Origin of the sequence: Xanthomonas sp. CFBP 8443 (assembly GCF_025666195.1) — a bacterium.
Classification (GTDB): Bacteria; Pseudomonadota; Gammaproteobacteria; order Xanthomonadales; family Xanthomonadaceae; genus Xanthomonas_A.
This window is the reverse complement of sequence record NZ_CP102592.1, coordinates 4,573,313-4,596,747: the sequence shown is the minus strand read 5'-3', so window position 1 is coordinate 4,596,747 and position 23,435 is coordinate 4,573,313. Positions and strand designations below refer to the sequence as shown.

The following is a 23,435-nucleotide window of genomic DNA, read 5'->3' as shown; positions in this document are numbered from 1 at the left end:
GCGCATGTCCCGGCACGATCTCAAGCACCTGATCAGCGACGCCCCGCGGGTGATGGTCGTGGACGGCTCCAAGCTGGTGCGCAAGCTGATCGCCGACGTGCTGCACCGCGAACTGCCGGACGTGGAAGTGGTCGGCTGCGCCAGCATCGCCGAAGCGCGCGCCGCGCTGGAGGCCGGCCCGGTGAACCTGGTTACCACCTCGCTGGCGCTGCCCGACGGCGATGGCCTGGCGTTGGCGCGCAGCGTGCGCGAGGCCGCCGGCCAGGCCTACGTGCCGGTGATCGTGGTTTCCGGCGATGCCCAGCAGCACCTGGTCGAGCGCCGCTTCACCGAATACGTCACCGACTACTTCGACAAGGCGTTGGGCCACGAGGCGCTGGCGACCTTCATCCGCGGCTACGTGCAGCCGCAGCCGGTGGCCGGCGCCACCATCCTCTACGTCGAGGACAGCCGCGTGGTGGCCGAGGCGACCAAGCGCATGCTCGAGCGCCAGGAGCTGCACGTGGTGCACGTGCTGACCGCCGAGGACGCGTTCGCGCTGCTGACCGCCGAATCGCTGGGCCGTACCACCCGCCGCATCGACCTGGTGCTGACCGACGTCACCCTGAAGGGCGAACTCAACGGCCGCGACGTGGTGCAGCGCATCCGCATCGACTTCGCCTACGGCAAGCGGCGCATGCCGGTGCTGGTGATGACCGGCGACAGCAACCCGCACAACCAGTCCGAGCTGCTGCGCGCCGGCGCCAACGATCTGGTGCAAAAGCCGATCGAGGAGCGCCTGCTGGTCACCAAGGTGCTGTTCCAGCTGCGCCTGGCCAAGCTCAGCGACAACGCCGTGACGTTCTGATCGATCGACTGCCGGACCCTGCATGAGTAGCGAAGACGACACCCGGATCCAGTTGGAACCTTCATGGAAGGCGCAGGTCGGCGACTGGCTGCTGCGCCCGGAGATGCGCGAGCTGGCCGTGTTCCTGCGCCAGCGCAAGGCGGCCGGCGCGCGCGTGTTCCCGCCCGGGCGTCAGATCTTCGCCGCGTTCGAGGCGACCCCGTTCGACCGGGTCGAGGTGGTGATCCTCGGCCAGGATCCGTACCACGGCTACGGTCAGGCGCACGGGCTGTGCTTCTCGGTGCTGCCCGGGGTGCCGGTACCGCCGTCGCTGCTGAACATCTACAAGGAGATCGAGGACGACCTGGGCATCCGCCGTCCCGACCACGGCTGCCTGCTGCCGTGGGCGCAGCGCGGCGTGCTGCTGCTCAACGCGGTGCTGACGGTGGAGGAGGGCCGCGCCGGCGCGCACCAGGGCAAGGGCTGGGAGGGCTTCACCGACCACGTCGTGGAGACCCTGAACCGCGAGCGCGAAGGCCTGGTGTTCCTGCTGTGGGGCAGCTACGCCCAGGCCAAGGGCAAGGTCATCGACACCCGCCGCCACCGCGTGCTGAAGGCGCCGCATCCCTCACCGCTGTCGGCGCACCGCGGCTTCCTGGGCTGCAAGCATTTCTCCGCGGCCAACGAGTACCTGCGCCGCCGCGGCGCCCAGCCGATCGACTGGAGCCTGCCACCGCGCGCGGCGCTGGACGCGGCGCTGGCCGGCGCCTGAACCGCGGTTCGCCGGAGGCGCGCGACACCCGCCGGATGTACGGAAATTTCGCAGGACAGGTGCTAGGTTTGCCCCTCGTAACCGGTTACGGCTGCCTCCCCACAGCGTTCCAGTGGTCTCTGTCACAGTCTCATTCCTGATCGAGTGTTCCACCAGCGGAACGCAGGAACTTTTTACTGTACCCAGCAGTCCAATTACTTGACTGCTAAGATGAGCCCCTATGAACCAGACCATGCCTGCCACCGCGCTGGTGGCCAACAACCTCCCGATCCCCAGTCCGCTCGGTTCGCTGGATGCCTATATCGGCGCCGTGCACCAGATCCCGGTGCTGACGTCCGAAGAGGAACGCGCGCTGGCGGTGCGCTACCGTGACCAGGAAGACCTGGATGCGGCGCGCGAACTGGTCCATTCGCATCTGCGCTTCGTGGTCCACGTGGCCCGCGGCTACAACGGCTACGGCCTGCCGCTGGGCGACCTGATCCAGGAAGGCAACATCGGCCTGATGAAGGCGGTCAAGCGCTTCGACCCGGAAATGGGCGTGCGCCTGGTCAGCTTCGCGGTGCACTGGATCCGTGCCGAGATGCACGAGTACATCCTGAAGAACTGGCGCATCGTCAAGGTCGCCACGACCAAGGCGCAGCGCAAGCTGTTCTTCAACCTGCGCAAGTCCAAGACCCGCCTGGGCTGGATGAACGCGGCGGAAGTGACCGCGGTCGCCAAGGACCTCAACGTGTCCGAGCGCGAGGTGCTGGAGATGGAGTCGCGCCTGTCCGGTCGCGACATCGGTTTCGATGCGCCGTCCGACGACGACGACGACCACGCGCCGCCGTCGCCGGCCGCCTACCTGATGGCCGCCGAGGAAGATCCCTCGCAGGCCTACGAGCGCGCCGACAGCGAACACAACCAGCTGCAGCTGCTGCGCGAGGGCCTGGCCGAACTGGATGCGCGTTCGCGCGACATCATCAAGCGTCGCTGGCTGGATGCCGACAGCAAGATCACGCTGCAGGAGCTGGCCGACGAGTACGGCGTGTCGGCCGAGCGCATCCGCCAGATCGAGGCCAATGCGCTGAAGAAGATGAAGGCGTTGTTCGTGGCGTGATCGTCGGTATGGCGCGCATGGGCGGATGATCGATCCGCCAAGCAAAAAGGCCCGGTTTTCCGGGCCTTTTTCGTTGCGCCGCTACGTGGCGCAGACCGGACTGAAGACCCGCCGTGCGAACGCGCGCGCTGCCGGTTACGGCTCCGGCGGCGGCCGCGCCACCGGCAGGTGCCAGCCGTAGCGGATCGCCATGAAGCGCAGGCCGAAGCAGAGCGTGGCGCCGACCGCCAGTCCCCACGGCTGCGGCAGCTGCAGGACATGCGCCGCGGCGACCACGCCGCCGCCGAGCAGCGCCGCCACCGCGTACAGCTCGGCCTGCAGCACCACCGGCGTACGCGCCACCAGCAGGTCGCGGACGATGCCGCCGCCGATGCTGCTGAGCATGCCGAGCAGGGTCGCGCTGAGCGGACCCAGGCCGAACGCCAGCGCCTTGCTGGTGCCGTACACCGCGAACAGCGCCAGGCCAAGCGCGTCGAAGATCTGCACAGGATTGCGCAGGCGTTCGACCGTGTTGTGGCTGTAGAAGGTCAGCAGCCCGGCCAGGCAGGCGACGCCGAGATAGCGCGCATCGCCGAGCGCGGCCGGCGGGGTGGCGCCGATCAGCACGTCGCGGGCGATGCCGCCGGAGGCCGCGGCCGCGCACGACAGCACCAGCACGCCGAACAGGTCCAGGCGGTGGCGCACGCCGACGGTGGCGCCGCTGATCGCGAACACGAAGGTGCCGAGCAGGTCGAGCAGGAACAGGAAGGTCGCCAAGACGGCACTGCGCAGCGGAAAGGGGCGGCTAGGATCGCAGCCGCGCCGCGGGGTGTCACGCAGCCGGCGGCGGCTTGGGCGCAGTCGGCGCCGGCTCGGAATCGCGCGCGTCGTCGCCGAGGATGATCCGCGCCGCGCGCTGGTAGCTCCAGTACGCCCAGGCCCAGTTGAGCAGCACCACCAGGCGGTTGCGGAAGCCGATCAGGAAGAACACGTGCGCGGCCAGCCAGAACCACCAGGCCAGCAGGCCCGACAGCTGCAGGCGGCCGAGATGCACGATCGCGGCCATGCGTCCGATGGTCGCCAGGTTGCCGTAGTCGGCGTAGCGGAACGGCGCATCGCCGGGCAAGCCGCGCAGCCGCTTCGACAGGTTCTCGGCCACGTGCCGGCCCATCTGCTTGGCCGCAGGCGCTACCCCGGGTACCGGCTTGCCGTCGGCCTGCTGCAAGGCGGCCAGGTCGCCGGCGACGAACACCTCCGGATGCCCGGGAACGCTCAGGTCCGGCTGTACCTGCACGCGGCCGCTGCGGTCCAGCGGCACCTCCAGCGTCCGCGCCAGCGGCGAGGCGGCCACGCCGGCGGCCCAGACCACGGTGCGCGCGGGCACGAAGGTGCTGCCCAGCCGGTAGCCGCTGGCGTCGATGTCGGCGACCGGCACGCCGGTCAGCACCTCCACGCCGAGCTTTTCCAGCTGCTTTTGCGCCTTGGCCGACAGCCGCTCCGGGAACGAGGCGAGCACGCGCGGGCCGGCCTCGATCAGCCGCACCCTGGCCTCGGCCGGATCGATGCGGCGGAACTCGTGCTTCAGCGTATGCCGCGCGATCTCGGCCAGGGTGCCGGCCAGTTCCACCCCGGTCGGGCCGCCGCCGACGATGGCGAAGCTGAGCCAGGCCGCGCGCGCGGCGGGGTCGGTTTCGGCTTCGGCGCGCTCGAACGCCAGCAGCAGGTGGCGGCGCAGATGCAGCGCATCGTCCAGGGTCTTCAGCCCGGGCGCGTGCGCGGCCCACTCGTCGTGGCCGAAATAGGCATGGGTGGCGCCGGTGGCGACTAGCAGGTAGTCGTAGTCCAGCGCTTCGCCGCCGGCCAGCTGCACCTGCCGGGCCTGCTTGTCCAGGCGCACTACTTCGCCTAGTCGCACTTCCACGTTGTACTGGCTGCGCAGGATCTGCCGCAGCGGCGCGGCGATGTCCGGCGAGGACAGCCCGGCGGTGGCGACCTGGTACAGCAGCGGCTGGAACAGGTGGTGGTTGCGGCGGTCGATCAGGGTGATGCGCAGCGGCGCCTTGGCCAGTGCGCGGGTGGCCCACAACCCGGCGAAACCACCGCCGACCACGATCAGGTGCGGCACGGGCGCGCTAGCCATGCGGGATTCCAGGCGGACGGGAAGGCGAAACGCATGCTGCCGGCGAGGCGACAGCGACGGCGGCATGCGCGGCGCGCGCCGGGCGAGCGGCACGTTCGCGGCGGCCGACGCTGCATGCAGGAACTGGGGGTTGGAACCGCATGCCCCTATAGTAGCGCGATGGCAGGCGCAGGCAGGGATGCGGGGGGCGCATGGTAGTGCGAGCGACAGCAACAGCGACGGATCGACCTCTCGCATCGCCCGGCGCGGTGCCGTCGCGCTTGGATGCGCTGCTGTTCGCGGCGAAGACCCGGGTGCTGCAACTGCGCCGCGCGCTGCGCGACCTGCGCGGCGGACCGCGCCGGCATCGCCGCGACACGGGGTTGCCGATCGCCGCGGCGGCGGTCTCCGAATCGGTCACCGTGCTATGGCCGGACACCGAGGAGACGTCGCCGCTGCTGGTCGCCGGCAAGATCCACAACCTGCGCGTGGCCGCACGCCTGCTGCACGGGGTCGAGGTGCCGGCCGGGGCGACCTTCGGTTTCTGGCGACAACTGGGCCGGGCCACGCGCCGGCGCGGCTTCGCCGCCGGCCGCGAACTGCGCGAAGGCTGCCTGGTGCCGTCGATCGGCGGTGGCCTGTGCCAGCTGTCCAATGCGATCTACGACGCGGCGTTGCGCCAGGGCCTGGAGATCGTCGAGCGGCATCGGCACACGCAGGTGATCGCCGGTTCGCTGGCCGAGCGCGATCGCGATGCGGTGGTGTTCTGGAACTACGTCGACCTGCGCCTGCGCGCGGCCTCGGCGTGGCGCCTGGAAGTGTGGCTGGATGGCGGGGACCTGCACGTGCGCATCCTCGGCGGTGCGCCGGCGGCCGCTGCGCTGCCGTTGTCGCCGCTGCGGCGCACGCCGGCAGCGACCGCGGCGAATGACTGCACCCGCTGCGGCCGCGAGGCATGCCATCGGCACGTGCCGGCCGCCGCCGCCGCCGGCGTGCGCCGCACCTGGCTGATCGACGAGGACTGGCCGGAATTCACCGCGGACCGCCGGCGCCGCATGCAGCCCGGCGATCGGGTGCTGGCGCTGCGCCGGAGCAGCCTCGCCGCCGTGCAGGCGGCCCTGCTGCAACGCTGGTGGCTGCGCCGCGGGCTGCCGTTGCCGCAGGTGCGGCAGCGCGCGCAACGCATCCGCCTGCGCGCGCTGCAGCGCAGGCTCGGCGCGCAGGATGTCGAGCTGGTGGTGCCGCAGAGCCTGTTGCCGGGCCTGTGGCTGGCCGGCGAACTGCAGGGCCGGCGCTGGGACGTGTGCATGACCGCGTTGCCGATGCATCTGTTGCAGGCGCGGCTGGACGTGGCGGCGCAACGCCATCCCGACAGCGCCACGCTGCGCGATTTCCGTGCCGATCCGCTGCTGGTCGAGGCCGAGCGCGCGGCGCTGGCGCAGGCGCGGCACTGGATCACCCCGCATCGCGAATTGCTGGCCTTGGCCGGCAGTCGCGGCATCGCGTTGGAATGGCGACAGCCGCCGTCCGATCCTGCGCCATCCAGTGGCAACGGCGGCGCGGCGCAGGTCCTGCTGGCGGCGTCGGCGCTGGCGCGCAAGGGCGCGTTCGAACTGCGCGAGGCGCTGCGCGGTTTGCCGGTGCAACTGCTGTTGCCGCCCGGCGCGCAGGAGACGCCGCAGTTCTGGAGCGGCATCGACGTGCGCCGGGTCGCCTCGATGGCCGACGGCGTGCAGGCGGCCGCGGTGGTGGTGCTGCCGGCGTGGATCGAACAGCAGCCGCGCGGCGCGCTGCTGGCGCTGGCGCTGGGCAAGCCGGTGATCGCCACCGCCGCCTGCGGCCTGGGCGCAGACGCCGGCACGTGGCGTTGCGTGGACGCCGGCGACAGCGCCGCGCTGCGCGCGCACCTGGTCGCCGTGCTGGGCTTGCCGGGCTGAGGCGAGCGTGTCGCGGACGCCGCGCGCGCCTCAGTACAGATCCTGCGGATCCACATCCAGCGACCAGCGCACGCGCCGCGCCTGCGGCAGCGCGTAGATCGCCGGCATCGCCGCGTCCAGCACCGCATGCAGCGCGCGCCGAGTCGGTGCCGATAGCAGCAACTGGGTACGCTGGAAACCGGCGCGGCGCGGCATCGGCGCCGGCATCGGCCCGAAACGTTGCACGTCGGCCTGCTCCGGCAGCAGCGCGCGCACCGCGCTGAGGAAGGCATTGGCGTGTTCGACCTGCTTGGCCTCGGCGCGCAGCAGCGCCAGGTGTGCGAACGGCGGGAAGCCGGCCGCTTCGCGCTGCGCCAGTTCGGCCTCGGCGAAGGCGTGGTAGCCGCCGTGCACCAGGGTCTCCAGCAGCGCATGGCCGGGATGGTGAGTCTGCAGCCAGACCTCGCCCGGGCGCGCGGCGCGGCCGGCGCGGCCGGCGACCTGGATCAGCTGCTGTGCCAGTTTCTCGCTGGCGCGGAAGTCGGCCGAGAACAGGCCTTCGTCGATGCCGACCACCACCACCCGGGTCAGCTGCGGCAGGTCGTGGCCCTTGGCCAGGATCTGCGTGCCGACCAGGATCCCGGGCTGCGTGCCGAGCGTGGCCAGTTGCGTCTCCAGCGCATCGCGGCGCTGGGTGGTGCCACGATCGATGCGCAGCACCGGCACATCGGGGAAGGCCTGCAGCAGGCGTTCTTCCAGGCGTTCGGTGCCGATGCCCTGCGGCTGCAGCGCCAGGCTGCCGCAATCCGGGCAGGCCAGCGGCGCCGGTTGCCGCGCGCCGCAGTGGTGGCACTGCAGGCGCCGGCCGCCGGCATGCACGGTCATCGGCGTGGCGTGCAGCGGGGTGCTGCAGCGCTGGCACGGCGCGGTCCAGCCGCAGTCGTGGCACAGCAGCACCGGCGCGTAGCCGCGGCGGTTCTTGAACACCAGCACCTGGCCGCCGTCGGCCAGTGCGCTGCCGATGCCGGCCAGCACCTCCGGCGACAGGCCGTCCTGCAGCGGGCGCTTGCGCACGTCGAGCACGCGCACCGTGGGCGGCCGCGCATCGCCGGCGCGGCGGGTCAGGCGCAGGTGCGCGTAGCGGCCGCCGGCGGCGTTGTGCAGGCTTTCCAGCGACGGTGTGGCGCTGCCCAGCAGCACCGGCACGTCCAGCGCCTTGCCGCGCACCAGGGCGAAATCGCGGGCGTGGTAGCGGATCCCGTCCTGCTGCTTATAGCTGCCGTCGTGTTCCTCGTCGACCACGATCAGCCCGGCCTGCGGCAGCGGCACGAACACCGCCGAGCGGGTGCCGACCACCACCCGCGCCTCGCCGCGCCAGGCCGCGGCCCAGACCCGCGCGCGCTCGTTGTCGGTAAGCCCGGAATGCAGCGCGTGCACCGGCACGCCCAGGCGCGCGCGGAACCGCGCCAGGGTCTGCGGGGTCAGGCCGATTTCCGGCACCAGCACCAGCGCCTGGCGGCCGCGCGCCAGGCAGGCGGCGATGGCCTGCAGGTAGACCTCGGTCTTGCCGCTGCCGGTGACCCCGTCGAGCAGGAACGGGGCGAAACCGGGCGCGGCGACGACCGCGTCGATCGCCGCCTGCTGTTCCGCGTTCGGGGTGGGGCCGGGCTGCGGCTGCGGCGCCGCAGCGCTGGCCGGCACCGCGATGCGTTCGGCGAAGGCGCGCTTGGCCAGGCTGCGCGCGGCACTGCGCCAGTCGTCCATGGCCTGGTCGAGCCGGTCTTCGTCCACCGCTCCGGCCGCCAGCAGTTCGGCGAAGCGGTGCGGACGGGTTCCCGGGCGGGCGCGATGGCTGGCGCCGGCCTCGGTCAGGCGCCAGGCCCAGGCGTGGGTGTCGGGCAGCGCCTCGCCACGGCGCAGGGTCACCGGCAGCGCGGTCGCCAGCACTTCGCCCAGCGGGGCGTGGCTGTAGCGCGCAAGCCAGTGCAGCGAGTCGGCCAGTTCGCCGTGCAGCAGCGGCACCGGGTCCAGCCAGGCCAGCGCCTCGCGCAGGCCCTCGCCGTCCTCGACCTGGCCGAGCGCGGCCACCACCCCGCTCAGCTCGCGGTTGCCGAATGGCACCCGCAGCCGGCGGCCGACGTCGCCGGCCACGGCGGCGCTGCCGGGCGGCGGCAGGTAGTCGAACAGCTGCGGCAGCGGCAGCGGCAGGGCGACGCGGAGGGTGGCGACGGGGGGCGACATCGACCCTAGTTTAGCGGCCGGGGAACCGGAGCCCGCGGTCTCTCGCCGTGATCGGCGGCGCCGCCAGTTGGGCGCGACAGCTGCCGCCAAAGTGATAAACAAGTCGTAAATCGTTGCCCCGCTTGGAGAATCGAATTTATCCACACGTGCTGTGGATAAAGCTGTGCATGAAGGGGATGCTCCACGCCGTGAAGAAGGATTCACAAGCTTCTGCCACAAGTTGGACAAAAAAGCGCCAATCGAATAATCACCATAAATAACAATGGCTTGGCCGTGAAACATGGCTGCAACATGATTTCACGCCGGGCTTGACAGGGGCTGTGGGCGTGCTCCCGGCACGCTGTGCACAACCCGCCGCTGCGATCCGCCCCGCTGGCGCCTGAAGCAGCCGATCGGCGCGCCCTTGTCAAGCGCGCGGTGCGGCGGCGGCATCGCTATCATCGCGCCGATGATGGAGTTCCGATGACCGCCGCGCCCCCCTCCGATGGCGCGGTCGCCGCGCCCGCCCTGGCCGCCTTCCTGCGCGGCATCGAACGCCGTGCCGCGGTGCTGGCCGAGCTGCAGAGCGGCAGCGTCGAGCGCGGCGCGCCGGCGCTGGCCGCGGCGATGCGCGCGTTCCGCAGCCATGCCGCGACCCTGCCGATGGCCGACTGGCCGCTGCGCTTCTGGAAGCTGCTCGCCGCCGTGCCGTCCCTGCGCCAGGCCGCCACCGCGGCCGGCAGCGGCTGGCCGGCGCCGCTGGCGCACCTGGGCGAGGTGGAGGCGGCCGATCGCCTGGCGCTGCTGCTGCGGATCGTGGCCGGCCTGGACGAGCCGGTCGCGGCGCAGGTGTTGCACCAGTCCACCCAGGACTACCAGCAGGCGCTGGCACGGGCCTGTCCGCGCGATGCCGCCGGCCGCCCGGACGCCGCCGGCTGGCGCGCGCTGGCCGAGGCCGCCCAGCAGCACCTGCGCGAGCTGCCGCCGGCACGGCTGCAGGCCTTGGCCCAGCTGCGCGACGCGGCCATCGCCAGCGCGGCGCCGAGCGCGCCGACGGCGGCGCCTAGGCCCGCGCCACCCGCGCAGGCCCCCACGCGTCGCGGTGCAGGCAGGCGCAGCCCCACCCGGGCACGCTTGGCGGGGGCGGTGATCGTGGTCGTCGCCCTGGCGCTGGTCGGCACCCTGTGGTGGGACCGGTCGCCGTCGCGGCGCGCGGCCGATGGCGCCGGCACGGATTCGGGGCTGGCGCTGGGCGATACCGGGCCGGTGCAGGTCGAGGAACTGCCGGCCGAGTCCGACGTGGCCACGGCGCCGCCGGTGCCGGCCGCGCCGCCGGCGCCGCTGCCGGAACCGGCGGTTTACGACCTGGACTTCTTCGCGTGGTACGCCGCCGGCGCGCCGCCGGCACGGATCGAGCGCAGCGCACCCAGCGCGGAAGAGGCCGCCGAAGCCGCCGCTGCCAACCCGACCAACCCGACCAACCCGACCAACCCGGCCACGGGCGTGGCGACCGCGCCGGCCACCACCGCTGCCGCCACGCCGCCGGCGCTGACCCCGGCGCAGTTGCGCGAGCGCCAGGCCGCCTGGGACGCGCTGCACGCCACGGTGCAGGCGCGCCTGCGGCAGGTGGCCAGCGCCTTCGCCGGCCTCCCGGTGGAGCAGCAGCACGCGCTGCGCGCGCAGTTCGCGGCGCTGGATGCGTTGGAGCGCAATGGCTGGCTGCTGGGGCCGGAACTGGGCAGCGAATACTGGGCGCTGCAGCCGCTGTTCGGCTACGTGCCCGACGCCCAGCGGCAGCCGCTGCTGGACCTGCTGCGCACGCTGCCGGCCGAGCAGCGCGAGCACCTGGCGCTGTTGTCGCAGCGCACCCCGCCGCAGGAGCGCGCGGCGCTGCGCCACGAACTGCTGGCGCAAGCGGCGGAGACGCGCGCGGCCTGGCTGCGCCAACGCAGCGCCCGCTGAACTGGCGTCGGCGGCGTCCTGCCGCTCCGCGCTCCGAATCCCAATCCCAATCCCCAATCCCCAATCCCCAATCCCCAATCCCCAATCCCTAATCCCTAATCCCTAATCCCTAATCCCTAATCCCTAATCCCTAATCCCTGCATCACAGGGTAAAATGCCGGCCCTCCGCCACCCGGCGCCGGCGCTTTCCTGCGCGGCCGCAGTCGGCGGGATCGCTAGAGTCTTGCAATGTCTTCGTCCTCCACCCCGGCCTCGGTCCGGGGCCGCGAACTGCGCAGCACCGCGCAGCTCGCCCTGCCGCTGGTCCTGGGGCACATCTCCGCCGGCCTGATCAGCTTCGTCGACAACGTCATCGCCGGGCACCACGGCACCCGCACGCTGGCCTCGGTGACGGTCGGCACCGCGCTGCTGTGGCTGCCGATGATGATCCCGATCGGCACCCTGATCGCGCTGACCGCGTCGGTCTCGCAGCTCGACGGCGGCAAGCGCCACGCGCAGATCGGGCCGATGTTCCGCCAGGCGCTGTGGCTGTCGCTGGGCCTGGGCCTGCTGATGTTCGCGTTCCTGAGCGTGACCCCGATGGTGCTGCCGCAACTGGGCATCGCGCCGGAGATCGTGCCCGGCGCGCGCGATTTCCTGCATGCGATCCGCTGGGGCGTGCCGGCGATGGTGCTGTACTTCTGCATGCGCTATCTGAGCGAGGGCATGCACTGGACGTTGCCGACCATGCTGCTCGGCTTCGGCGGGCTGCTGGTGCTGGCGCCGCTGGGCTACGTGCTGACCTTCGGCCTGTTCGGGCTGCGCGAGCGCGGCGCCGGCGGGCTGGGCGTGGCCTCGGCGATCATGATGTGGCTGCAGGCGCTGTGCTTCGCGGTCTACCTGGCGCGTTCCAAGCGGTTCGCGCCGCTGCGCCTGTTCGCGACCTTCGAGGCGCCGGACCTGCGCGCGATCGGCGGGCTGCTGAAGACCGGGTTGCCGATCGGCATCACCATCCTGATGGAAGGCGGCCTGTTCATCGTCACCGCGCTGCTGATCGCGCGGCTCGGCGAAGTGCCGGCGGCCGCGCACCAGATCGCGATCAACGTGGCGCAGCTGTGCTTCATGGTGCCGATGGGCGTGGCCGAGGCGACCACGGTGCGGGTCGGCCGCGCCGCCGGCGGCGGCGATGCGGTGGGCGTGCGCGGCGCGGCCTGGGCCGGCTACACCATCGTGCTCGCCACCCAGGCGCTGTCGGCGCTGGTGCTGCTGTTCGGCCACGACGCCATCGTCGGCGTCTACACCCGCGACATCGCGGTGGCCGGGCTGGCCTCCACGCTGCTGCTGTACGCGGCCGCGTTCCAGTTCCCCGACGGGGTGCAGGTGCTGTCGGCCGGCGCGCTGCGCGGGCTCAAGGACACCCGCGTGCCGATGCTGCTCGCCCTGTGCTCCTACTGGGGCCTGGGCATGCCGCTGGGCGCCGGGCTCGGCCTGTGGCTGGGCTGGGGGCCGCAGGGCATGTGGATCGGGCTGATCCTGGGCCTGAGCGCGGCGGCGGTGATGATGGCCGCGCGCTTCCGGCTGAGCAGCGGGCGCCTGCTCGCCGCCACGGCACCCTGACTTCAGGCGCATGTGCGGCGCCGGCGCAGCCGGTATGCTGCACACGCGCAAGACGCTTCCCTTCCGGAGTTTTCCATGAACCAACCCGTGCGTCGCAGCCCCATCGCCAACTTCTTCGTTGGCCTATGGGATGTGATGAACTTCACCCGTCGGCTGATCCTGAACCTGGTGTTCTTCGGCTTCCTGCTGCTGCTCCTGCTGCTGATCGTGTTCGCGATGGGGCGCGGCGACGGCGCCAAGACGCTGCACGACCGTACGACGCTGCTGATCGCGCCGGAAGGCACCGTGGTCGAGCAGTTCAGCGCCGATCCGGTCAGCCGCGCGCTGACCAAGGCGATGGGCGACAAGGGCGCCGAGGAGATCCAGCTGCGCGACCTGCTGCGCGCGCTGGAAGCGGCCAAGACCGATCCGAAGATCGAGCGCGTGGCGCTGCGCCTGGACAAGCTGCAGCCGGGCGGCTTCGCCTCGGTGCGCGAAGTGGCCGCGGCGCTGCAGGACCTGCGCGCTTCCGGCAAGCAGGTCGTGGCCTACAGCGACAGCCTGAGCCAGTCGCAGTACCTGCTGGCCGCGCAGGCCAACGAGGTCTACCTGGACCCGATGGGCTCGGTGGTGCTGGAAGGCCTGGGCCGCTATCGCCAGTACTTCCGCGAAGGCCTGCAGGACAAGCTCGGCGTCGACGTGCACCTGTTCAAGGTCGGCGAGTACAAGTCCGCCGCCGAGCCTTACGTGCTCGACGCGGCGTCGCCGGCGTCCAAGGAAGCGGACCTGTTCTGGATGAACGACGTGTGGCAGCGCTATGTTGCCGACATCGCCAAGGCGCGCAAGCTGGCGCCCGAGCAGATATCCGCCGGCATCGACACGATGCCCGAGGGTATCGCCGCGGCCGGCGGCGACATGGCCAAGTTCGCGCTGCAGCAGAAGCTGGTGGACGGCCTGAAGACCCGCGAGGAGGTCGAGGAACTGCTGACCAAGCGCGGCGTCGCTGACGACGATGCCGACAGCGGCTTCCGCAACGTCAATCTGGACGCCTATCTGCAGCAGTTGGACCTGCGCCGTTCGCCGGTGGATTCGCGGCCGCAGGTGGCGGTGGTGGTCGCGGCGGGCGAGATCAGCGGCGGCGAGCAGCCGGCCGGGCGTATCGGCGGCGAGTCGACCGCGGAACTGCTGCGCCAAGCGCGCGACGACGAGGCGGTCAAGGCGGTGGTGCTGCGGGTGGATTCGCCGGGCGGCGAAGTGTTCGCCTCCGAGCAGATCCGCCGCGAGGTGGTGGCGCTGAAGGCGGCCGGCAAGCCGGTGGTGGTGTCGATGGGCGACCTGGCCGCGTCCGGCGGTTACTGGATCAGCATGAACGCCGACCGCATCTACGCCGATCCGTCGACGATCACCGGCTCGATCGGCATCTTCGGCATGATCCCCAACCTGACCCGCAGCCTGGACAAGATCGGCGTGCACACCGACGGCGTGGGCACCACCCGGTTCGCCGGGGCGTTCGACGTCACCCGGCCGATGGACCCGGCGGTGGGGCAGGTGATCCAGTCGGTGATCAACAAGGGCTACGCCGATTTCACCGGCAAGGTCGCGCAGGCGCGCAGCAAGCCGGTCGAGGCGATCGACCAGGTCGCGCGCGGCCGCGTGTGGAGCGGTGCGCAGGCCAAGGAACGCGGCCTGGTGGACGCGTTCGGCGGCTTCAAGGACGCGGTGGCCGATGCCGCCGCGCGGGCCAAGCTGGGCGAGCGCGACAAGTACCGCGTGCGCTACATCGAGAAGCCGGCCACGCCGTTCGCGCAGTTCGTCAGCGGCTTCGCCAGCAGCCGCATGGGCGCCTGGATGCTGGGCGATTCGGCGCTGGCGCACGCGGTACTGGCGCGCAACATGCCGGAGCTGGATACGCAGTTGCGCTTCGTGCAGGACGCCACCGACAAGCGCAACGGCGCACCGGTCAAGGCGCTGGCCTACTGCTTCTGCGGCTTGTGAGCCAGGCATGAGGCAAGCGCGTCCGCCCGCTGGCGGGCGCGCTGCGAGCGACCAAGAACGCCGGCCGATGCCGGCGTTTTTTTATTGCCCGGTGGCGGCGTCGATCGCCGCGTTCTGTGCGGCCGCGGCCTGCTCGGTGCCGGCCTGCGCCTGTTTGGCGCGGTCCAGCGGCTGCGCGATCGCCGCGCGCAGCGCGCCGGCCTGCGGCTCGGGCGGCTTGTCCGCCGGTTTCGGCGGCGCCGGCTTGCACGCGGCCAGCGCGACCAGCAGCGAGAGTGTCAACGTCAGCAAGCGCAATGATCCGTGCATAGGGGCGACCTCGTTGAGCGTGGGCGTTATCCTACGCCCACCCCGGCGCAGACAGGCAAGGCGATGCAGCAACGTTGGCGGCTGGACGGACAGACCGCATTGATCACCGGCGCCAGCGCCGGCATCGGCCTGGCGATCGCGCGCGAACTGCTCGGCTTCGGCGCCGAGCTGATGCTGGTGGCGCGCGACATCGACGCGCTGGAAGCGGCGCGCGACGAGCTGGCCGACGCCTTTCCCGAGCGCCGCATCCTGGCGCTGGCCGCGGACGTGGCCGACGACGAGGACCGCCGCGAGATCCTGGACTGGGTCGAGGACCATGCCGACGGCCTGCACCTGCTGGTCAACAATGCCGGCGGCAACCTCAGCAAGGCGGCGGTGGACTACACCGAGGACGAGTGGCGCGGCATCTTCGAGACCAACCTGTTCTCCGCGTTCGAGCTGTCGCGCTATGCGCATCCGCTGCTGGCGCAGCATGCGGCCGCGGCGATCGTCAACGTCGGCAGCGTGTCCGGGCTGACCCACGTGCGCAGTGGCGCGCCGTACGGCATGACCAAGGCCGCGCTGCACCAGCTGACCCGCAACCTTGCCGCCGAATGGGCCGAGGACGGGATCCGGGTCAATGCGGTGGCGCCGTGGTACATCCGCACCCGCCGCACGTCAGGCCCGCTGTCGGATCCGGACTACTACGAACAGGTGATTGAGCGCACGCCGATGCGCCGCATCGGCGAACCGGAGGAAGTGGCGGCCGCGGTCGGCTTCCTGTGCCTGCCGGCGGCCAGCTACATCACCGGCGAATGCATCGCGGTGGACGGCGGGTTCTTGCGCTACGGGTTCTAGGATTTCTCTTGCCCGCTCATCGCTGCAGCAGTGCTTCAACCCGGTTCCGGCCGCGCGCGGTAACCCTGTAGGAGCGGCTTCAGCCGCGACCGGGGCTTTCTCGGCAATGCCCGGTCGCGGCTGAAGCCGCTCCTACAGGGAGCCTCGTCGGGATCGAAGGTGCGTGCGCGCGCGCTACTTCGGCGCGCCGCAACTGCTCGCGTCGAACAGTTGCTGGCGGCGCAGGAATTCCTGCCGCAGTTGCTCGGCGTGGTCGGGGACGGCGAAGCGCCAGTGCGTTTCGGCTTCGGCCACGTAGCTCGTCCAGGCATCGCAGGCGCCGGCCTCGGGCAGCGCTTCGCAGCGGTCGCGGATCACTTCGCAGGCGCTGCCGCCGGCCTTGTCGGGGCTGCCGTCCAGGCCGACGGTGCGCAACGGCACGCAGCGCGGGGTCGGCTCGGCGACTTCGCCGACATAGCGCTGTTGCTCACGGGTGACGCATGCATACAGCGGAGGCGGCGGCAGGCGCGGTGCGGCGTCTGCTGGCGGCGTGGGCGGCGTTGGTGGAGGATCGGATGGGGCGACGGCAGCGGATGCGGCTGCGGCCGTCGCTGCGGGAGCAGCCGTTGTTGCAGATGCGGCTCCCGGTGCCGGCGAGGGTGTCGCCGCGGCGGGCGCAGCGCTCGGCACATAGGCGGGCGCACGGCCGACGCCCTGCATGATCTTCTTTTCCTGGCGCATGCCCTTGGGGCAGGGCTGGTTCTGCAGGGTCAGGCCGCCGTGCGCATCGGTGCAGCGATAGAACACCACGTCCTCGGCATGCGCGACGCCGGCGCAGGCCAGCAGCGCCGCGAGGCAGGCGACGCTGCGCATCTCAGCTGCCGCCGCAGTCGCGGTCGAGGCGCGCATCGATGCCGCGCTGTTCGGTTTCCAGTGCGCGGCGCTCGCTCTGCAGCGCGCTGTTGTAGCGACGGATCAGTTCCCAGCGGCGGTCGGCCAGGCGCGCGCACACTTCCTGCGGCGGCAAGGCGTTGCAGGTGTCGCGGACCAGGGTGCTGCCGGCCGGCACCACCACGCTGCCGCCGACTGGATACTCCGGCCGCGGCGGCCGCGGGCCACCACCACCGCCACCGCCGTGGCCACCACCGTGTCCATGGCGAGGACCGCTGCCGTAGCCGCCGACATAGCCGATCGCCCACAGCGGCACCCAGCGCGGATTGCCCTCGTTGTCGTCGCTGGTATAGCGCTCGCCCTCGCTGGTGACGCATTCGTACATGGGCTGCGGCGGCTGCACGGTGATGATGCGGATCTCGCGCTGCGGCAGCGGCGCCGGTGCCGCAGCGGCGCGCGCCGGATCGGTGCTGAGCGTGGTGGTCGGGCGCGGCGGCGGATCGCGTGGACGCTGCATGTCCAGCACCTGTTGCTGGCGCGCGTTCTCGCAGGGCGCGTTCTGCAGGCTGACCGCGCCGGCGTTGCCGACGCAGCGGTAGATGCGCACCGATCCCTGGGCGCCGTCGCTGCTGGTGGTCTGCTTGCTCTGCGCCCAGGCGGCAGCGGCCAGCGGCAACAGCGCGGTCAGGAGCAGGGCGGGGCGGACGATGGCAGGCATGCGCGCATCTTGCGCGCCTTCGCTGGCCATGGAAAGCAGGGGCGGGCAGGCCCTCGTGACGCGCTCAGGCGCGCAGGATCTCGCCGCTGATCGCGTCGCGGATCGGCGTCGGCTGGGCCAGGTCGCCGGTCTGCCCATCGACCACGCCATCGAGCGCGGCCAGCAGCTGTGGGTCCAGGTCGGCGCGCTGCCGCGCCGGCGGCTCGCCGCCGCGGTTGGCGCTGGTCGAGACCAGGGCACCGCCCCAGGCGCGGCACAGCGCGGCCACCTGCGGATGCGCGCTGATCCGCACCGCGATGCTGCGGTGCGCGCCGGTGACCCAGCGTGGCGCCTGCGCCGCGGCCGGCAGCACCCAGGTATGCGCTCCGGGCCAGCTGCCCAGCACCGCGGCCAGGCGCGCCGGTGGCAGCGCCGCCAGGTCGAGCAGCGGGCGCAACGGTTCCAGTTCGGCGGCGACCACGATCAGGCCCTTCTCCACCGGGCGCTGCTTGATCCGCAGCAGCCGGATCACCGCCGCTTCGTCGTGCGGATCGCAACCCAGGCCCCACACCGCTTCGGTCGGATAGGCGATCACTCCGCCCTGCTGCAGGACGGCGACGGCTTGGCTGAGCGACAGATCGGTCATGTGCGCATGATGCGGCAGGCGGTTGTTGGGGGGCAATGATGGGGTGGGGACTCGGGACTCGGGACTCGGGATTCGGGATTCGGGATTCGGGATTCGCGAAGAGCGAAGAGCGAAGAGCGAAGAGCGAAGAGCGAAGAGCGAAGCACGTCTTTCTGGTGGTTCGAGCTTTGTGGCGCGATGCGGGCAGGCGGGGGTTGCTTGCCGCGTAGCTGCAGCGATCGAGGGCTTTCTGTATCTGCCGCGGTGCAAGTGCAGGGCGTCCGGGGGCCGATTGCGGCGCTATTGGAGCTCTTGCCGTGACGGATCGCCCATGAGGCCATCCGAAGGCCCGTCGCTACTGAAGTCGCTCGTGCAGGTGCGTCGCCTGGATCGGTTGCGCCAGATCGCCTGGCGTCGTTCGCAGCGTGGCATGGGGTCATCCCGCATGGCAGTAGCGCGCTGCCGCGATGGCACGCACATGCGCCTTCGCCATGTGGGAGCGACTTCAGTCGCGACGGGCCTTTCCGGGAACGCCCGTCGCGACTGAAGTCGCTCCCACAAGGGGCGTTGTCGGGATCGGGTTTCGCCAGGTCGCCCTGGCGTTGCGTCGCTCCCGCGGATGTCGCATCCGGCGGGAGCGTGGCCGGATCAGGCCGGCTTGGCCGCCGCCTTCTTGACCACTTTCTTGACGGCTTTCTTCGCGGTCTTCTTCGCTGCTTTCTTGACCGCCTTCTTCGCCGCGGGCTTGGCCGGGGCGTCGGCCGCGGCCTTCTTGGCCGCGCTCTTCTTCGGTGCGGCTTCCTTCTTGGCTGCGGCCTTCTTCGCGCCGAAACCGCGCCGTGCCGGCTTGCCGGTCTCTTCCAGCAGCTTCTGCACTTCTTCCAGGGTCAGCGTAGCCGGTTCGCGATCCTTGGGGATCTTGCCGTTGAGCTTGCCGTCGCTGATGTACGGGCCGAAGCGGCCGTTGAGCACCTGGATGTCGCTGCCGTCGAATTCCTTGATGATGCGGTTGCGCGCGATCTCTTCCTTCTCTTCGATCAGGAACACCGCACGCGCCAGGTCGATGGTGTACGGATCGTCTTCCTTCTTCAGCGAGGCGTAGACGCTGCCGCGCTTGGCGAACGGCCCGAAGCGGCCGATGCCGACGCTCACGTCCTCACCCTTGTCCTCACCCAGCGCGCGCGGCATCAGGAACAGCTCCAGCGCGTCTTCCAGGGTGATGGTGTGCATGCTCTGGCCCGGCCGCAGCGAGGCGAACTTGGGCTTGTCCTCGGCGTCCTCAGCGGTGCTGCCGATCGCCGCGTACGGCCCGAACCGGCCCAGCCGCACGCTGACCGGCTTGCCGGTCTTGGGGTCGGTGCCGAGCTCGCGCGCGCCGGTGGCCTCGGAGCGGTCCACCGATTCCTTCTTCTCCTCGACCAGTTCCTTGAACGGGCCCCAGAACTTCTCCATCAACGGCCGCCATTCCTCCTCGCCGCGCGACACCGCGTCCAGTTCGTCCTCGAGCTTGGCGGTGAAGTCGTAGTCGACGTAGCGGGTGAAGTGGCCGGACAGGAACTTGCTGACCGCGCGGCCCACGTCCGACGGACGGAAGCGGCGTGCGTCCAGTTCCACGTACTTGCGGAACAGCAGGGTCTGGATGATCGAGGCGTAGGTCGAGGGACGGCCGATGCCGTATTCCTCGAGCGTCTTGACCAGCGAGGCTTCCGAGTAGCGCGGCGGCGGCTCGGTGAAATGCTGGTCGGCATGGATGCGGTCGAGCGGGATGCGGTCGCCGGGTTTCATCGCCGGCAGCTTGCGGCCTTCGTCCTCGTCCTCGGCGGCCTTCTGGTCCTTGCCTTCCTCGTACACGGCCAAAAAGCCCGGGTCGATCACCGTGGTGCCGCTGGCGCGGAAGCTATGTTCGTTGCCGGCCGCCAGTTCCACGGTGACGGTGTTCATCGTCGCCGGCACCATCTGGCAGGCCACCGCGCGTTTCCAGATCAGCTCGTACAGGCGGCGGCCGTCGTCGTCCAGGTACTTGGCCATCTGCGTCGGCGTGCGCAGCGCGGCGGTCGGTCGGATCGCCTCGTGCGCTTCCTGCGCGTTCTTGGACTTGGTCTGGTACATGTTCGGCTTGTCCGGCAGCGCGCCGGTGCCGAAGTCGCGCGCGATCACGTCGCGGATCTCGGCCAGCGCGTCCTGCGACAGGTTCACCGAGTCGGTACGCATGTAGCTGATCAGGCCGACCGTGCCTTCGTCGCCCAGGGTCACGCCTTCGTACAGCTTCTGCGCCACGCGCATGGTGCGGCTGGTGGTGAAGCCGAGCTTGCGCGAGGCTTCCTGCTGCAGCGTGGAGGTGGTGAACGGCGGCGCCGGGCGGCGCTTGCGCTCCTTGCTGGCCACGTCGGTGACGTGCAGCGCGCCCTGTGCGGCCTTCTGCAGGCGCATCCGCGCGTCTTCGGCGGTGTCGCCGTCGGTGATGGTGAACTGCTCGAACTTCTGCCCGTCGAGCTTGACCAGCTTGGCCGCGAACGGCTGCGAGGGATGCAGGCAGTCGGCGCCGATGCTCCAGTATTCGCGGGCGACGAAGGCTTCGATCTCTTCCTCGCGCTCGACGATCATGCGCAGCGCCGGCGACTGCACGCGGCCGGCGGACAGGCCGCGCTGCACCTTGCGCCACAGCACCGGCGACAGGTTGAAGCCGACCAAGTAATCCAGCGCGCGCCGCGCCTGCTGCGCATCGACCAGGTCCACGGCGATCTGCCGCGGGTTGGCCATCGCTTCCTTGATCGCGCGCGGGGTGATTTCGGTGAATACCACCCGGTGCAGCGGCTTGTCCTTGAGCAGCCCGCGCTCCTTCAGAATCTCCGCGATGTGCCAGCTGATCGCCTCGCCCTCGCGATCCGGGTCGGTCGCCAGATAGATGTCTTCGGCGACCTTGGCGGCCTTGGCGATGGCCTCGACGTGCTTTTCGTTCTTCTCGATCAGCGCGTAGCGCATCGCGAAGCCGTCGTCCGGATCCACCGCGCCCTCTTTCGGGATCAGGTCGCGCACGTGCCCATACGAGGCCAGGACGTGGAAGTCCTTGCCGAGGTATTTGTTGATCGTCTTGGCCTTGGCGGGCGATTCGACGATGAGCAGGTGCTTGGACATGATGAGGTGGGCTTCGAATGGGCGGGGCGGGCGCCCTGGGGGCGGTAGGGTGGCGCAATTGCTCCGGTTAGTGAAGCGTTGCGGTGGTTCAGAGCGGCCGACGCCCGGGGCGGATACCCCGGGCGTTCAGCTGCGTCTCTTTTTATTAGTGGACATGTCCGGCGGCGGCTGTCAAGCGCCCCCTCCCCGCCACGCCGGAATTGCCAAGCTCCCGGGGGCTCTACCGACTTCCGTTCTTCCGGTCCCGAGTCCCGAGTCCCCAGTCCCGGCCGTCCGTCAGTGCCAATCGCCGCTGGCAGCCACCCCAATCAGCAACAGCACCACCAGCAGGACCCCGACCATCAGCACGCCGAACAGCGACAGGATCACCACGGTGACCGTGCCGAGCTTGCGTTGCTGCCATTCCGGGTGGTCGGTATAGGCCCACTTGTCCACCACCAGGGTGTCGCAGAGCATGTCGTGCAGGGCCTGCTTGCGCTCGGTGAAGGCGGCCATCAGGAAGCCGATGAAGATGGTCAGGCTGCTCAGCAGGAAGCCGAAGTAGCGGCCGATGCCGCGGCCGACGCTGATCCGGCTGCCGTCGGTGCGCACCACCTTGATGCCGACCGCCATCTTGCCCAGCGTGGCCTGCTTGGTCGAGGCATGGAACAGGCCGAAGTACAGCGCCGACATCGCCAGCGGCACCAGGTACACCAGTACCAGCATGATGATGCCGCCGGGCGTGCTGAAGTCCGGGCTGCCGCCCAGGCTGCTGAAGCCGAAGAAGGCCAGCATGATCGCGAACTGGATCACCTGCGCGACCATGCCGACCAGCATGCCGTCGATCAGGTAGGCGGCGGTGCGCTTCCAGAAGCCGGCCTGCACCACTTCGCCGCCGGCGACGAAGCGCGGTTCTTCGCCGAGCGTGGCGGCGGGAGCGGCGTATGGCGAATGGACCGCGGCACCGGTGTCGGGCGAGGTCCAGGCCGCCGGCAAGGCCTGCGCGGGCGGCGCGGGCGGCGCTTCGGCGGGGTCGCTGGGCGGCAGCGCGGCCGGTGCCTGGGTCAGGCCCAGCTCGTCGACGAAATCGGCCAGCGGATGCCATTCGCTGAGGCCGTCGCGCCAGACCAGCGTGGTCAGGCCCACTTCGCCGCGCTGGAAGCGCTGCTGCAGTTCGTCGGCCGGCATCGGTCCATGGCGCTGCTGCGCAGCGTCGGCGTAGTACCACTCACTCATTCCTGTTCCCCAGGTTGCGATCGAAAAATCCGTTTCCGCTCAGCCGCCGCGGCAATGCGCGGGCAGGTAGCGGTCGTCCAGCTCGGAACTGCAGTTCCAGGCCGCAGCCTGCGCATCGTAATCCAGCCACAGCGCCTTGCCATCCAGCTTGTCCTTGCCGGGCGCGTGCAACGTGGCTTCCAGGCCGCAATGGCCGTTGTCGAAACGGCCGATGCGTACCTGTTTGACGAACTCGCTGGCGTAGTCCTGCGCGGCGTCGAAGCCGGGATCGCCGTTCACCGGGCAGCGGCCCTGCTGCGCCGCAAACGCGACGACCTCGCCCTTCAGCAGGTCCAGGCCGTCGATCGCGGTCCTGGCATGGGCGCGCAGCGTGTAGTCGCGGTATGCCGGCATGGCGATGGCGGCGAGGATGCCGAGGACCGCCACCAGCACCAGGCCCAGCACGATGGCGACGATCGCGCCGATGCCGCAGCCGGACAGGCCGGCGCGCGGCGCGGCGACCGCCGTGGCGGTCGCTACGGGCGGCGGCGGGGGCAGCGGAGGCGGCGTGGCCACCGCAGGCAGGCCCAGTTCCGCGGCGAGCGCCTGCAGCGGCTGCCATTCCGGCATGCCCTCGCGCCACACCAGGGTGGTGCGTTCCAGCAGCCCATCGCGCACCCGCTCGCGCAGCTCGGCCGTGCTCAACGGGCCGTGCCGGTGGCGTGCCGCGTCGGCGTAATACCACGCGCTCAGGGCAGGGTCCTCGTGCATCCGTGCATGGCCGGTCAGTGGCTCAGTGCACCGGCTCCGGCTCGTCGACGAACATCTGCGTTTCCATCCACGCGTAGGCCGCCTCGGCGCCGGGCTGGTTGAACAGCACCATCAGCACCACCCATTTCAGGTCGTCCAGGTCCAGTTCGTCCTGGTCCAGCGCCATCGCCCGGTCCAGCACCAGCTCGCGCTGGTCGCTGTCGAGGATGCCGTGTTGTTCCAGGAACAGCAGAAAGCCGCGGCATTCCACGTCGAGCTTGTCCAGCTCGGGGCCGTGGAAGATGCGGATCGGGCCGTCCACGCGCGGCTGCGCCACCGCCGGCCGCTGGTCGGCCAGGGCATCGAGCCAATCGAACGCCTTGCTGATCTCGGTGGGGCTGAAGCCGGCCTGGATCAGGCCATTCTGGAGGGAGTCGCGATCGCGGACCGGGTCCGCATCCTCGCTGAAATAGTGTTCGAACAGGTACAGCAGGACATCCAGAATGCTCTCTTTCATTGCCCCTCGGCCTGCGTCGCTAGACGCTGTGGAGGTGA

19 protein-coding genes are annotated in these 23,435 nt (G+C 70.8%); 8 read left to right on the top strand and 11 right to left on the bottom strand.

Annotation, left to right across the window (positions count from 1 at the left end):
* Positions 1-4: 4 nt before the first annotated feature.
* From NUG20_RS19110 to rpoH, 3 genes are all read left to right on the top strand, one after another.
* Entirely contained in the window at positions 5-847 is an 843-nt protein-coding gene (locus tag NUG20_RS19110) for a response regulator (RefSeq protein WP_263395974.1), read from the top strand.
* A 22-nt stretch (positions 848-869) separates the two neighbouring features.
* Positions 870-1,598, top strand: coding sequence for a uracil-DNA glycosylase (ung, locus tag NUG20_RS19105; RefSeq protein ID WP_263395973.1), 729 nt, complete (start codon positions 870-872; stop codon positions 1,596-1,598).
* 220 nt (positions 1,599-1,818) lie between these two features.
* Complete coding sequence (gene rpoH / locus NUG20_RS19100; protein ID WP_263395972.1) at positions 1,819-2,697, top strand: RNA polymerase sigma factor RpoH; 879 nt, start codon at positions 1,819-1,821, stop codon at positions 2,695-2,697.
* A gap of 135 nt (positions 2,698-2,832) precedes the next feature.
* Here rpoH and NUG20_RS19095 read toward each other — a convergent pair whose 3' ends face one another.
* Together NUG20_RS19095 and NUG20_RS19090 are read right to left on the bottom strand one after the other, a co-directional pair.
* Positions 2,833-3,453: a trimeric intracellular cation channel family protein gene (locus NUG20_RS19095; protein WP_263395971.1), complete on the bottom strand. Its 621-nt coding sequence runs from the start codon at positions 3,451-3,453 to the stop codon at positions 2,833-2,835.
* 55 nt (positions 3,454-3,508) lie between these two features.
* On the bottom strand, positions 3,509-4,816 hold the full coding sequence (locus NUG20_RS19090) for an NAD(P)/FAD-dependent oxidoreductase (RefSeq protein ID WP_263395970.1): 1,308 nt from the start codon (positions 4,814-4,816) through the stop codon (positions 3,509-3,511).
* Positions 4,817-5,064: 248 nt separating this feature from the next.
* Here NUG20_RS19090 and NUG20_RS19085 point away from each other — a divergent pair, with 248 nt between their 5' ends.
* Positions 5,065-6,732: a VanW family protein gene (locus NUG20_RS19085; protein WP_263395969.1), complete on the top strand. Its 1,668-nt coding sequence runs from the start codon at positions 5,065-5,067 to the stop codon at positions 6,730-6,732.
* A gap of 30 nt (positions 6,733-6,762) precedes the next feature.
* Here the strand turns inward: NUG20_RS19085 and NUG20_RS19080 are convergent, their stop codons facing one another.
* Entirely contained in the window at positions 6,763-8,952 is a 2,190-nt protein-coding gene (locus NUG20_RS19080; protein ID WP_263395968.1) for a primosomal protein N', read from the bottom strand.
* Between the two features lie 462 nt (positions 8,953-9,414).
* On the opposite strand from NUG20_RS19080, the gene NUG20_RS19075 reads away from it, so the two are divergent.
* The 3 genes from NUG20_RS19075 to sppA all read left to right on the top strand — a co-directional run bounded on the left by NUG20_RS19075 (position 9,415) and on the right by sppA (position 14,463).
* Positions 9,415-10,893: a hypothetical protein gene (locus NUG20_RS19075; RefSeq protein WP_263395967.1), complete on the top strand. Its 1,479-nt coding sequence runs from the start codon at positions 9,415-9,417 to the stop codon at positions 10,891-10,893.
* Positions 10,894-11,121: 228 nt separating this feature from the next.
* Positions 11,122-12,489 (top strand): MATE family efflux transporter, encoded by a 1,368-nt coding sequence (locus NUG20_RS19070; RefSeq protein ID WP_263395966.1) that lies wholly within the window; start codon positions 11,122-11,124, stop codon positions 12,487-12,489.
* Between the two features lie 75 nt (positions 12,490-12,564).
* Positions 12,565-14,463 (top strand): signal peptide peptidase SppA, encoded by a 1,899-nt coding sequence (gene sppA, locus NUG20_RS19065; RefSeq protein ID WP_263395965.1) that lies wholly within the window; start codon positions 12,565-12,567, stop codon positions 14,461-14,463.
* A gap of 81 nt (positions 14,464-14,544) precedes the next feature.
* Here the strand turns inward: sppA and NUG20_RS19060 are convergent, their stop codons facing one another.
* Positions 14,545-14,772: a hypothetical protein gene (locus tag NUG20_RS19060; protein ID WP_263395964.1), complete on the bottom strand. Its 228-nt coding sequence runs from the start codon at positions 14,770-14,772 to the stop codon at positions 14,545-14,547.
* Between the two features lie 63 nt (positions 14,773-14,835).
* Here NUG20_RS19060 and NUG20_RS19055 point away from each other — a divergent pair, with 63 nt between their 5' ends.
* A complete protein-coding gene (locus NUG20_RS19055; protein ID WP_263395963.1) occupies positions 14,836-15,609 on the top strand; it encodes an SDR family oxidoreductase in 774 nt (257 codons plus the stop codon).
* A gap of 174 nt (positions 15,610-15,783) precedes the next feature.
* Here NUG20_RS19055 and NUG20_RS19050 read toward each other — a convergent pair whose 3' ends face one another.
* The 7 genes from NUG20_RS19050 to NUG20_RS19020 all read right to left on the bottom strand — a co-directional run bounded on the left by NUG20_RS19050 (position 15,784) and on the right by NUG20_RS19020 (position 23,397).
* Positions 15,784-16,461, bottom strand: a complete 678-nt coding sequence (locus tag NUG20_RS19050; RefSeq protein ID WP_263395962.1) for a DUF4124 domain-containing protein — start codon at positions 16,459-16,461, stop codon at positions 15,784-15,786.
* A gap of 1 nt (position 16,462) precedes the next feature.
* The gene (locus tag NUG20_RS19045; protein WP_263395961.1) at positions 16,463-17,197 is read right to left on the bottom strand and encodes a DUF4124 domain-containing protein; all 735 of its coding nucleotides are present in this window, start codon (positions 17,195-17,197) and stop codon (positions 16,463-16,465) included.
* Between the two features lie 64 nt (positions 17,198-17,261).
* Positions 17,262-17,822, bottom strand: a complete 561-nt coding sequence (locus NUG20_RS19040) for an L-threonylcarbamoyladenylate synthase type 1 TsaC (RefSeq protein WP_263395960.1) — start codon at positions 17,820-17,822, stop codon at positions 17,262-17,264.
* 627 nt (positions 17,823-18,449) lie between these two features.
* Positions 18,450-20,936: a DNA topoisomerase I gene (locus NUG20_RS19035; RefSeq protein ID WP_263395959.1), complete on the bottom strand. Its 2,487-nt coding sequence runs from the start codon at positions 20,934-20,936 to the stop codon at positions 18,450-18,452.
* A 276-nt stretch (positions 20,937-21,212) separates the two neighbouring features.
* Positions 21,213-22,151, bottom strand: coding sequence for an RDD family protein (locus tag NUG20_RS19030; RefSeq protein ID WP_263395958.1), 939 nt, complete (start codon positions 22,149-22,151; stop codon positions 21,213-21,215).
* A gap of 39 nt (positions 22,152-22,190) precedes the next feature.
* Positions 22,191-22,883 (bottom strand): GYF domain-containing protein, encoded by a 693-nt coding sequence (locus tag NUG20_RS19025; protein WP_263398543.1) that lies wholly within the window; start codon positions 22,881-22,883, stop codon positions 22,191-22,193.
* 40 nt (positions 22,884-22,923) lie between these two features.
* Positions 22,924-23,397, bottom strand: a complete 474-nt coding sequence (locus NUG20_RS19020; RefSeq protein WP_263395957.1) for a DUF494 family protein — start codon at positions 23,395-23,397, stop codon at positions 22,924-22,926.
* Positions 23,398-23,435 lie beyond the last annotated feature (38 nt).